General features: G+C 61.3%; 9 protein-coding genes and 1 pseudogene. 4 read left to right on the top strand and 6 right to left on the bottom strand.

The window, feature by feature from the left end:
- The 3 genes from C0Z16_RS36380 to C0Z16_RS36370 all read right to left on the bottom strand — a co-directional run.
- The coding region (locus C0Z16_RS36380) for a beta strand repeat-containing protein (RefSeq protein ID WP_244201510.1) at window positions 1–2523 on the bottom strand (2523 nt) is incomplete at its 3' end.
- Window positions 2524–2727: 204 nt separating this feature from the next.
- Window positions 2728–4152 (bottom strand): HlyD family type I secretion periplasmic adaptor subunit, encoded by a 1425-nt coding sequence (locus tag C0Z16_RS36375; RefSeq protein WP_102636769.1) that lies wholly within the window; start codon window positions 4150–4152, stop codon window positions 2728–2730.
- The gene (locus tag C0Z16_RS36370; protein WP_102636768.1) at window positions 4136–6337 is read right to left on the bottom strand and encodes a type I secretion system permease/ATPase; all 2202 of its coding nucleotides are present in this window, start codon (window positions 6335–6337) and stop codon (window positions 4136–4138) included. Before C0Z16_RS36370 ends, C0Z16_RS36375 begins: the two co-directional genes overlap by 17 nt.
- A gap of 491 nt (window positions 6338–6828) precedes the next feature.
- Between C0Z16_RS36370 and C0Z16_RS39785 the strand changes: the two are divergent.
- A pseudogene (locus tag C0Z16_RS39785) lies at window positions 6829–6915 on the top strand (IS6 family transposase); the annotation flags it as partial.
- 204 nt (window positions 6916–7119) lie between these two features.
- Here C0Z16_RS39785 and C0Z16_RS39255 read toward each other — a convergent pair.
- The gene (locus C0Z16_RS39255) at window positions 7120–7260 is read right to left on the bottom strand and encodes a hypothetical protein (RefSeq protein ID WP_244201511.1); all 141 of its coding nucleotides are present in this window, start codon (window positions 7258–7260) and stop codon (window positions 7120–7122) included.
- On the opposite strand from C0Z16_RS39255, the gene C0Z16_RS39250 reads away from it, so the two are divergent.
- Window positions 7204–7416, top strand: a complete 213-nt coding sequence (locus C0Z16_RS39250; RefSeq protein ID WP_244201512.1) for a hypothetical protein — start codon at window positions 7204–7206, stop codon at window positions 7414–7416. The two genes, C0Z16_RS39255 and C0Z16_RS39250, sit on opposite strands and share 57 nt — an antisense overlap.
- Before the next feature lie 404 nt (window positions 7417–7820).
- On the opposite strand, the gene C0Z16_RS36350 is transcribed toward C0Z16_RS39250, so the two are convergent.
- Both C0Z16_RS36350 and C0Z16_RS36345 read right to left on the bottom strand, forming a co-directional pair.
- On the bottom strand, window positions 7821–8093 hold the full coding sequence (locus C0Z16_RS36350; protein WP_102636766.1) for a hypothetical protein: 273 nt from the start codon (window positions 8091–8093) through the stop codon (window positions 7821–7823).
- Window positions 8094–8333: 240 nt separating this feature from the next.
- Window positions 8334–8684 (bottom strand): hypothetical protein, encoded by a 351-nt coding sequence (locus tag C0Z16_RS36345; protein ID WP_102636765.1) that lies wholly within the window; start codon window positions 8682–8684, stop codon window positions 8334–8336.
- A gap of 726 nt (window positions 8685–9410) precedes the next feature.
- On the opposite strand from C0Z16_RS36345, the gene C0Z16_RS36340 reads away from it, so the two are divergent.
- Window positions 9411–9920: a hypothetical protein gene (locus C0Z16_RS36340; protein ID WP_102636764.1), complete on the top strand. Its 510-nt coding sequence runs from the start codon at window positions 9411–9413 to the stop codon at window positions 9918–9920.
- A gap of 176 nt (window positions 9921–10096) precedes the next feature.
- A partial coding sequence (locus C0Z16_RS38505; RefSeq protein WP_208638670.1) for a hypothetical protein occupies window positions 10097–10304 on the top strand: 208 nt, incomplete at its 3' end.

The following is a 10304-nucleotide window of genomic DNA, read 5'->3' as shown; positions in this document are numbered from 1 at the left end:
ATCGCTGCCGCTGCTGCCCGAGTCGGTGGCGAGCGCCACCCCGGGTGCCGCAGCGGCCGTGTCCAGCGTGAAGCTGAAGCTGGTCGCCGCCGACACGTTGCCGGCCACATCGGTCTGGCGGACCTGGACGCCGTTCGCGCCTTCGACAGCGCTGAAGCTGCTGCTCCAGTGCGCCCCGTTGTCGATGCTGTACTGCACCGTCGCGCCGCTTTCGACCCCGCTAAGGCCGAGTGTGCCGGTGTTCGTGATGTGATCGCTGCCGCTGCTGCCCGAGTCGGTGGCGAGCGCCACCCCGGGTGCTGCAGCGGCCGTGTCCAGCGTGAAGCTGAAGCTGGTCGCCGCCGACACGTTGCCGGCCACATCGGTCTGGCGGACCTGGACGGTGTTTGCACCTTCGACAGCGCTGAAGCTGCCGTTCCAGTGCGCCCCGTTGTCGATGCTGTACTGCACTGTCGCGCCGCTCTCCACACCACTGAGGCTGAGTGTGCCGGTGTTCGTGATGTGATCACTGCCGCTGCTGCCCGAGTCGGTGGCGAGCGCCACCCCGGGTGCCGCAGCGGCCGTGTCCAGCGTAAAGCTGAAGCTGGTCGCCGCCGACACGTTGCCGGCCACGTCGGTCTGGCGGACCTGGACGCTGTTTGCGCCTTCGACAGCGCTGAAGCTGCTGCTCCAGTGCGTCCCGTTGTCGATGCTGTACTGCACTGTCGCGCCGCTCTCGACACCACTGAGGCTAAGTGTGCCGGTGTTCGTGATGTGATCACTGCCGCTGCTGCCCGAGTCGGTGGCGAGCGCCACCCCGGGTGCTGCAGCGGCCGTGTCCAGCGTGAAGCTGAAGCTGGTCGCCGCCGACACGTTGCCGGCCACATCGGTCTGGCGGATCTGGACGCTGTTCGCGCCTTCGACGGCGCTGAAGCTGCTGCTCCAGTGCGCCCCGTTGTCGATGCTGTACTGCACTGTCGCGCCGCTTTCGACGCCACTGAGGCTGAGTGTGCCGGTGTTCGTGATGTGATCACTGCCGCTGCTGCCCGAGTCGGTGGCGAGCGCCACCCCGGGTGCGGCAGCGGCCGTGTCCAGTGTGAAGCTGAAGCTGGTCGCCGCCGACACGTTGCCGGCCACATCGGTCTGGCGGACCTGGACGCCGTTCGCGCCTTCGACAGCGCTGAAGCTGCTGCTCCAGTGCGCCCCGTTGTCGATGCTGTACTGCACTGTCGCGCCGCTCTCCACACCACCGAGGCTGAGTGCGCCGGTGTTCGTGATGTGATCGCTGCCGCTGCTGCCCGAGTCGGTGGCGAGTGCCACCCCGGGTGCGGCAGCGGCCGTGTCCAGCGTGAAGCTGAAGCTGGTCGCCGCCGAGACGTTGCCGGCCACATCGGTCTGGCGGACCTGGACGCTGTTCGCGCCTTCGACAGCGCTGAAACTGCTGCTCCAGTGCGCCCCGTTGTCGATGCTGTACTGCACTGTCGCGCCGCTTTCGACACCACCAAGCGTCAGCGCACCCGAGCTGGTCACGTGATCGCTGCCGCTGCTGCCCGAGTCGGTGGCGAGCGCCACCCCGGGTGCCGCAGCGGCCGTGTCCAGTGTGAAGCTGAAGCTGGTCGCCGCCGACACGTTGCCGGCCACATCGGTCTGGCGGACCTGGACGGTGTTCGCGCCTTCCGCAGCGCTGAAGCTGCTGCTCCAGTGCGCCCCGTTGTCGATGCTGTACTGCACCGTCGCACCGCTCTCCACACCACTGAGGCTGAGCACGCCGGAATTGGTCACACGATCGCTGGCACTAGTGCCCGAGTCGATCGCAAGCGCCACAGCCGGCGCCCCACCGGCGGCCGTATCGATCGTGAAAGTCAACGTGGCCGCAGAAGAAACGTTCCCGGCTACATCAATCTGCCTCACCTGCACATCGTTCACGCCTTCAGCCGCGGCGCTGAAACTGCTGCTCCAATGAGCCCCGTTGTCGCAGCTGTATTGCACCGTCGCTCCGTGAGCGAGCCCGCTGACCGCGAGCGCGCCATCGGACGTGACATGGTCTGCGGCCGAAACGCCAGTGTCATGCGTCAGTGTGACGACGGGCGCAGGCGGCGCAATGTCGACATAGGCGGTCGCCCAACTCAAGGTGCCGTTGCCGAGCCGAATAGCATAGGTAAAACTATCTTGAGCGTATCCGACGGTGTTGAAGCTGTTCGAGAGCCAGGCTGAATCCAGGTGACTCGCGTCATATCCCACCTTTCCGTCCGACGTGATCCAAAGATGTGCACCGTGTGCGCTGTGATCTGCGCTGACAGCTTCCGCCCTGGCGGTATCTTGAGTGAGCAGCGCCGTTTGCTCGAGCGCAGTCGTGGCTTCTGTACCGGAGTCGATCGAATAGAGCGTCTTGGCCGCTCCACCGAGATCGTTGGCCATCACGTTCAGGTAGACGACGCCGAGCGCATTGTCGGTGAGTCCGGTCTGGGCGGACGTAAATAGATCGTTGTTGGCTTGCGGTGTATTGCTGATGGAAACCGTAGTTCCATTGCTAATGGTCGTCATGATGTCCCCGTCCCCGTCCTTGTTATCGTTAACTCGTCTGAGCGCAAGACGCCCATCGCGTGCGGTACGCCCGTGCTCCGCCGGCGTGTAATCAATAAGATGGCCAGGCGCTCGGTCGATTACGAACCGACGCGCGAGGCAGATCTGTCGTTAGCCTCACATGCATAGTGCTGACGATGTCGCCACGCTTCGCTCATCGTCTTCTCAACGCTCGCGCAGCGCCGTTTCCCTGGTCTTGATCACGGGTTTGAGCAGGTAGTGCAGCACGGTCCTTCGCCCAGTCCTGATATCGACCGTCGCCATCATGCCCGGCAAAATCGTGACCGGCTCACTTTGCCCGCTGGGCTTGTTCTGCCTGGTGCGAACCAGGATTCGGTAGTAACTGTCAGCTTTCTCGCTGGGGCGTTCGGGCAACAACGTATCAGCGCTAATGTCCTCCACGGTCGCAGGAAAGCCTCCATAAATGGAGAAGTCGTATGCAGAAAGCTTGACCGTGGCCTCCTGCCCTGGATGCAGAAACGCAATATCCGACGGGCGCACGCGCGCTTCGATTAACAGGGTATCGCCAAGCGGGACGATCTCGAGGAGATCCATGCCGGGCTGAACTACGCCGCCGACTGTATTGATCTTGATCTGCTTGACCATGCCCCTCAACGGAGCCCGCACCAGCGTGCGCGTGACACGATCTTCCAGAGCGACATTGGCCGCGCTCAGAGCCGTCTGCTCGGCACGGGCCTGATTTAGGTCCTTCATCGCGTCGGCACGGAAGTGCGCAGTCAATTCATCGATCTTCTGGCGGGACTCTCGATAGGCAGCGTCCAGCCGCGGCATCGCGAGCCGCGTCGCATCGAGGTCGCCTTTCATGTCGTTCGCCTGGCGTTCGAGCCGAAGGACTTCGACATCGGACACCGCACCCTTCTGCACAAGCGGGCTCGTCAACGCCAGTTCCTTTGCGACCAGGCTGTAGCTTTGTTGCAGTTGCGCTTCGCGTGAACGTTTTTCCGAGAGTTCCTGCCGGCGTTGGTCGGCCTGTTGCTTCAGCACGGCCAGATTGGCCTGCAATTCACGCTGGCGGGACTCGTACAGCGATCGTTCCTGTTCCAGCAGCCTTGGGCTCGTCTGCTCCAATTGACGAGGCGCAACGAACGGAGTGTTGTTCGCCTCGGCGGTGAGGCGCGCGATCCCGGCGATCAACGCGGAATCCTTGGCCTGTCCCTCCCTATACGAGGAGGTAAAACGCGTATCGTCGATGCGCATGAGCGGCTGGCCCTTTTCAACAACCTGTCCCACGCGGACCATGATTTCGGACACGATGCCACCCTCCAGGTTCTGCACCACTTGCACCCGGCTTGACGGAATCACCTTCCCCTCTCCAACGGTCACTTCGTCCACGTTCGTGAACGCAGCCCAAACGAACGCGGCGACGAAGAAAACCAGCGTCGACCAGAGAATCCAGTGCGTGAAATAGCGCGGCCCTTCCAGGGCTGCTGCGCAACTCTCCCGCATGAACGCGGTATCGTCCTTGCCTGGCTTGATGGCTGCGCCGATTCGGCCGGCCAGATCCCTCAGCCTAACGCGGCGGCACGCCAGCGATGAATCCGCGCCTGTGGGCTTAACCAGTAGCGACATGGAGCTTCCTCCCTGCAAGAGCGGCCAGTACCTGTTCCTTTGGCCCATCGGCGACGACTCGGCCCTGATCCAGGACGATCAGGCGGTTGACCAACGTGAGCAGCGACGCGCGATGAGTAATAAGCAGCAGTGTGCGGCCTTCAAGCTCGGTCGCGAGTCTCGCTTTGAACAACTCTTCGGAGCGGTTGTCCATCGCGCTGCTGGGTTCATCGAGCACCAGCACCGGCGGCGAAAGCAACACTGCGCGGGCAATTGCGATGGCCTGCCGCTGACCGCCCGACAATGCCTCGCCACGCTCACCTACGAGCAGATCGAATCCGTTCGGCAAGCGGTTGACGAAGTCGCTCACGCCCCCGACTTGCGCGGCATGCAGCACGGCGGCGTCATCCGTACCGGGTGCCCCGAGTACGATGTTCTCCCTCACGCTGCCGTTGAACAGCATCACATCTTGAGGCACGTGTCCGATGCCACGGCGCAGCGTCGCGGGATCGAACTGACGCAGTTCCACGCCATCGACAAGCACATTTCCCGCACTGGGCGGGTACAGGCCAAGAATGAGTCTTTCGATCGTGGTCTTGCCCGAGCCGACGCGTCCGATAATGCCAACGCGCTCGCCCGCAGCGATCCTGAACGACACTGCATCGAGCGACACGCCACTCTGGCCGGGGTATGAAAAGCTGACATTTCTGAACTCGATGTCGCCGCGCAACATTGGACGATGCACGAAGCTCTTGTCGACCGGGCGCTCACCGGGCAGGTTCATCACGCCGTCGATTGATGCCAGTGCATTGCGGGATTGATGGTAGCGGGTCAGGAGCGTCGCCACCTGGCTCATCGGCGACAAAGCACGGCCAGTGAAGATAGTGCAGGCGATCAAGCCGCCTGTCGTGAGTTTGTCGTCCGCGATCATGTAGACGCCGCACAAAACCACGGCGAGATAGGCGGCCTGCTGGGAAAACACGGCGAAGTTGACCGCGCACCCCGACAGAAAACGTGACCGCAGCCCAAGCCTCGCCATTTGGCCGAGCAACTGCTCCCACTTGGCTTGCATTGGTCCTTCAGCGCCATTGACCTTGATCGCCTCGAGACCCACCAGTGTTTCTATCAGCAGCGCTTGCCGTTGGCACGCGTGTCGCTGACTGGCCTGCACAGCCCGTGCAAGCGGCGCTTGCACGGCAACGCCAACGCCAATCACGAGAGGCAATGCCATCAATGGCAGCCATCCAAGCGCACCGCCGACCCAAAACATCGCCACGATGAACACGACCGAAAACGGAAGATCGATCAGGGCAGCCGCAGTGGCAGAAGTGAGAAACTCCCGTACCGCCTCAAATTCCTGAATGTGCGAAGCGAACCCGCCGACGGAAGGCGGCCGCACGGTCATCTGGATGCCGAGTACTTTCTCGAACATGTTCGCAGAGAGAATCACGTCGATCTTCTTGCCGGCCACGTCGATAAAGTAGCCGCGCAATGTACGCATCACCAAATCGAATACGATCACCAGCATGATGCCTGCTGCCAGTGCCCACAAAGTGTCAAGTGTGTGGTTCGGCACCACCCGGTCATATACATTCATCGTGAAAAGTGGCATGGCCAACGCGAACAGGTTGATCAGCATCGACGCAACCATCACTTCCGCGTAAATCGGCCACGACTGCCCCACCACACCCCAGAACCAGTGGCGAGGACGAGGCACCGCACTTTCCACGTTGCGCTGGTCGAACCGGTGAGCGCGGCGGGCGAACAGCGCATGGCCAGTGTACCGGCGCTCCAGGTCCTCAAGGCTGACCTCTTCTTCTCCGGTGCCCGTTTCGGGGAGGATGACTTGCATGCGTCCGCCGGTGTTGCTGCGTACCAGCACGCATGCCTGCCTGTCATTCAGCAGCAAGACTGCTGGCAGGACCAGGTCGGAGATCCTTTCCAGCGAACGCCTCACAAGCCTGGCCGACATGCCCGCGCGGGCCGCTGCTCGAATGAATAGCGCCGGCGTCAACCGGTGGTCTATCAGCGGCAGGCCGGCGACGAGAGTGTCGGCCCCCACCGGGTGATTGAACAATCGAGTCATGATGAGAAGGCAACCCAGCAACGGATCGTCTTCGATACCGGGCGTCGGTGGCAGCTCCCACCCTGGGGTGGCACACTGTCCCGCTGCTCCCGCAGTGGCTTCCGTTGCGGCGGAATGCATTTACTGCACGCCAGGACGCTGGGGACGGTCTGATTGACATGCCACGTCAATAGGCGCTGAATTCCCCGCTGTCAAACGCACGTTCTTGGCCATCACATACCCCCGTTGATTTTTGTTGTGTCTGTTGTTCTGCGTGACTGCTTATCTTTGTGCCAGGCAGGAGCAAGTAATGGACCATGTGCGGCGGCTAGGCCGTGAGATACAACGGAGAGCCCCGGCTATGGGGCGGGAATGAAGCTGACATGCATTTTGTCTCAGAAGTGAGACGGATTTCCCCATGCGGAGTGACCGGAGCCGCTGTGAGCGAGGCACTATCCCCCACCGCCCGCCCCGGAAACCGGGTAACTGGACGCATACGCAAGGAGTGATGCCATGATCATGCCCGCCGTCGAATACGTGCCATTTTTGAGACATCCTTCCGGCGCCGCACTTCTGATTCAGGCGCTGTCACGTTGCTGACGTGGGCGATTAAAATCGCATGATGAAATGGAAAATCGCTTCACCACGGCCATCACTTTCCAGCATCGGTGATCAGTTGCACGGTGCGCTGGTATTTCGGGTTTCAGTTCACGAGTAGGCACGCCGGTCTATTCCCGTCGTCGCACGCTCCAACTTCTGCACGATCATCGCCTCGTCTGCCAACACCGTCTGGTATTTGCCTCAAGGACGCGATTCGGCAGAACGTCGACTGCATATGTGCCTCGGCCGCCCCTTTCTTCGCCTAGAGGATCAACCACGACTGGGAGGTTTTCGCCGGGCTTCGTCCTGCGCAGGCGCGTAGTTCAGATAGAGGTGCATCTACCGGGCATCCGCATAGTCAAGCGGCCGGCCTTCAGATCGATGGTGACGGGACATTTGAGGCGCCCGTGGGAAAACACGAGATCGACCCGGAACCAGGTGCGGCCGAACCAACGCCGGCTCAGCCGGCCGACAAAAGCAAAGTCGTCGCCGAACTCCAGCAGGAACTCAGCGACCAGGGCAACGTGCAACGGGCGGCTAGCATCACGTACTTGGGCGCCGTTCCCGTGGCGCCGACGACGTGTTTTGCCGGCAGCCATTTTCCAGACGGCGGCTGCTGAATCGCGTCAATGCTGGCCGGCGTTCAGCAGCATCCAGATTTGCCGACCCGGAGGCCCCGCAAGAATTCGCGCAAACACCGCGCGGCATCGAACACAGGTGTAATGCTCCTCAGCTCGCGCATCTTTTACGCCACCGGCGCCGTTGAGCGTGAGCTCACGGTGTGGAGTCTCAGTCGCAGGCTTCCCATAGAGATCGGCGCAGGGTGTGCAGGGTTGAATCCAAAGGTCCATTTGTCAATTGGCGGCAATTTTCTGCGCGACACGCGGCTGTATCGATGCTCGCGGCAAGCTTAGGTTTGAAGCGAGGAATACCTGCGACGGGGCGTCGCAAGACAGACCATTTGAGATAAGGAGGCCCTTGATGCCCATGCCATCAAAACAAACGGGAATCGATGTCTTCCGGGTTAGTCGTCAAACGGATTGCTGGTGTCTTTCACTTCTGTATTTAGATTGTATTCTGCACGCACAGCCTTGAGCACGCCCTCGATGTCGCGCTCAAAACCGACCGCGTTGCCGAAGTGGCTCATGCTCCAGTTGCAGCCAGTCTTGTCCGCCTCTTGCAACTGCGGTCGCGGCACGCGAATCTTCACGCCATCCTCGACGATTTCCTGCAGTCGATGGATTCGCCGGTTGACCTCCTGCTGCAGTTGCGAGGCATTGAGCGTCTTGCGTATCATCCAGGTCTCCTTCCGGTTGCTCAAGCCAGTCTAGCGCAAGTGAGGCGTTCCGCGGCTGCCGCCAATGTGCGCCTGGGACCATCGCTATGCCACAAGTCAATGCGCGTAATACGGATGTTCGCTGTCACGAAGTTTAGCGTGGGAGCGCTGCTAGAAGCAGGAACGAGAGCCAGGCTGGAGGGTAACGTAGCGCCGTCAAATCGCATTAGAACTGACCGCCTGCAAGCTCCAGGTACGGCGTCACGTCGCCTTGTCTTCGCCCAGCTCGGGATGCAAGCGAATATGCAGGCGTGCGAGCCAGCGCCCGGCAAAGACTGGACAAATCCAGGTTATGTGGGGCGGACTGCCCTCCAAGACTACCTGGCGCTTTTTGACCGCTTCGCAAAATGCCCTGCGCGCATCGAAAACGACCCATCGGTAGATAAGTAATACGGTCGCCGCGCCATACAGGACCAGGGCGGTCGGAGAAACGGTGTCAGCGCTCAGGTCGACAGTGAACGAAAGCAGCAGCGCGCTGGTCTGTGTGATCGCGCCTGCAATGAGGGCTACCGTCAATTGAGCCTGGGTTTTGACGATGAGAGCTGATTTCAAGTCGAGCCTCGTTACCGCTGAGGAATTTCGCCGCTTGCAATGCGACCGCATCACAAGACGATTCAAATACTAGACCATGCGCGACCCCGAACAAGTCGGTGAGAATACCGACGGTTTCGAGGCACCGTATCGGCTGAATGGACCGACGCTCGAGCGACCGGCCGCCTGCCCCGCATTCTCGCGTCTCCCTAAGATTGTCCCCTCAAAATGCGTGCTAGATCAGAGTTATTTGGGGGCTGGAGGCAACGTCCAATTGTCCGCCTGAAGTTTTCGAACGCGGGTGCCGTTCAGCGGCTTACTCCTCATGAACCTCGACTCGGGCTGCATCGCGTGGGCCGGGATGTCGCTGAACTGGCAGCAGGCACGTTGGCCGCCCTGGAAACCGGTTTTCCTCGTGGCATACGCGTTGCGCGCCGGAGCGATACCGCAGAGACAACACCCAGTAAGACCTTGACTCGCTGCCTGTCTCATCGACGAAAATCATGACGAGTCATCGAACAGGACATGCGCACCCCGCAGCGCGCGACGACGATAAAGATGAGCCGGCTGGCGACAGCCCGTGCTCCTCCCACCCACCGGCGCCAGACAGCGCCGCTCCTGTCCTGCAGTGGGAGATGACGATGCATTGGTCGATGAGGACGCGCCGGGATAAGATGCGCCGGGACGATGCATCGCGCAGAAGAACCGACCTATTCCTGGAAGGGGCGCAGCAAGTGGAGATATCCGATGGACGACCGATTTGACAGACGAGAACTTTTACTTCACCTCGGGGACATGCTCCAATCTTTGGGATGTTTGGCCCGGACCGGTGCGCGCGACACGCCGGTGTTGCAGCTTGCAAAGGAACACGATTTGTTTCGGGACTTCGAGTTCCTCCAGGCACTTGCCCCACAGATGACGGTGGCCGATTTCAGCACACGAGTCGCCAACGCGTTCTTCCGGTGGCCAGAGGAACTGCTCGACATCGAGCTGAACCGCAAAGCTCTGGCCTCCACCGTTCAGCAGGAGCTTTTTGACGGCAACCCTGACGGCTGGAACTCGTATGTCGGTTACCTCCGCAAGAGGGTGAAGTGGTTCGGGGACGGGCTTCCCGGGATGACGAACGATGCGGGGGACGAACCATTGCACGATGCGGCGGAGGAAGTAAATCGATCCGGGGTCGCCTCGTCCCGCGAGCGCGAGGTGTCCGGTGAGCGGAAGGGCTGGCCCTGGCCGGAGCCAAGGACGACAACCTGAGCGCAACGACTCGTCGCATCCATCGCGGATTCAGGTTCTCAACGCACGGGACCAGGCTCGGTGGCAGCACCGTCAACGAGGAAGTCTCTCTTTCGTGAACTCGCGGTGCTTCGGGAGCGGCGGGCAATGGTCTGTCCGAAGCGCAGAATGCGACTTTCATTTCGTCGATGCGATCGTTGCAGTGGTCAGGAGGTGCCGCGCCGTTTCAGAAAACAACCGACAACTTCGTGCCCGACAATCCGGTCGAAGAGTCGATTGCTTTCGCAATGTCAGACGGCGTCAGCGCCGCATTCCCACTGCACGATAATCGACGCGCGCCGTGCAAGAGCTACCTCTTAGCCTCAGGCGCACGTCGCTTGCCGCGCGAGTCACCATTTAAAAGGG

This window comes from Paraburkholderia rhynchosiae, from assembly GCF_002879865.1.
Classification (GTDB): Bacteria; Pseudomonadota; Gammaproteobacteria; order Burkholderiales; family Burkholderiaceae; genus Paraburkholderia; species Paraburkholderia rhynchosiae.
This window is presented reverse-complemented; position numbering and strand designations above follow the sequence as displayed.

Bases quoted from the DNA above. Each gene is read 5' to 3' on its own strand.
- C0Z16_RS36370 (WP_102636768.1), bottom strand. From the start codon at position 6,337: ATGCATTCCGCCGCAACGGAAGCCACTGCGGGAGCAGCGGGACAGTGT.
- C0Z16_RS36350 (WP_102636766.1), bottom strand. From the start codon at position 8,093: ATGATACGCAAGACGCTCAATGCCTCGCAACTGCAGCAGGAGGTCAAC.
- C0Z16_RS36340 (WP_102636764.1), top strand. From the start codon at position 9,411: ATGGACGACCGATTTGACAGACGAGAACTTTTACTTCACCTCGGGGAC.
- C0Z16_RS36375 (WP_102636769.1), bottom strand. From the start codon at position 4,152: ATGTCGCTACTGGTTAAGCCCACAGGCGCGGATTCATCGCTGGCGTGC.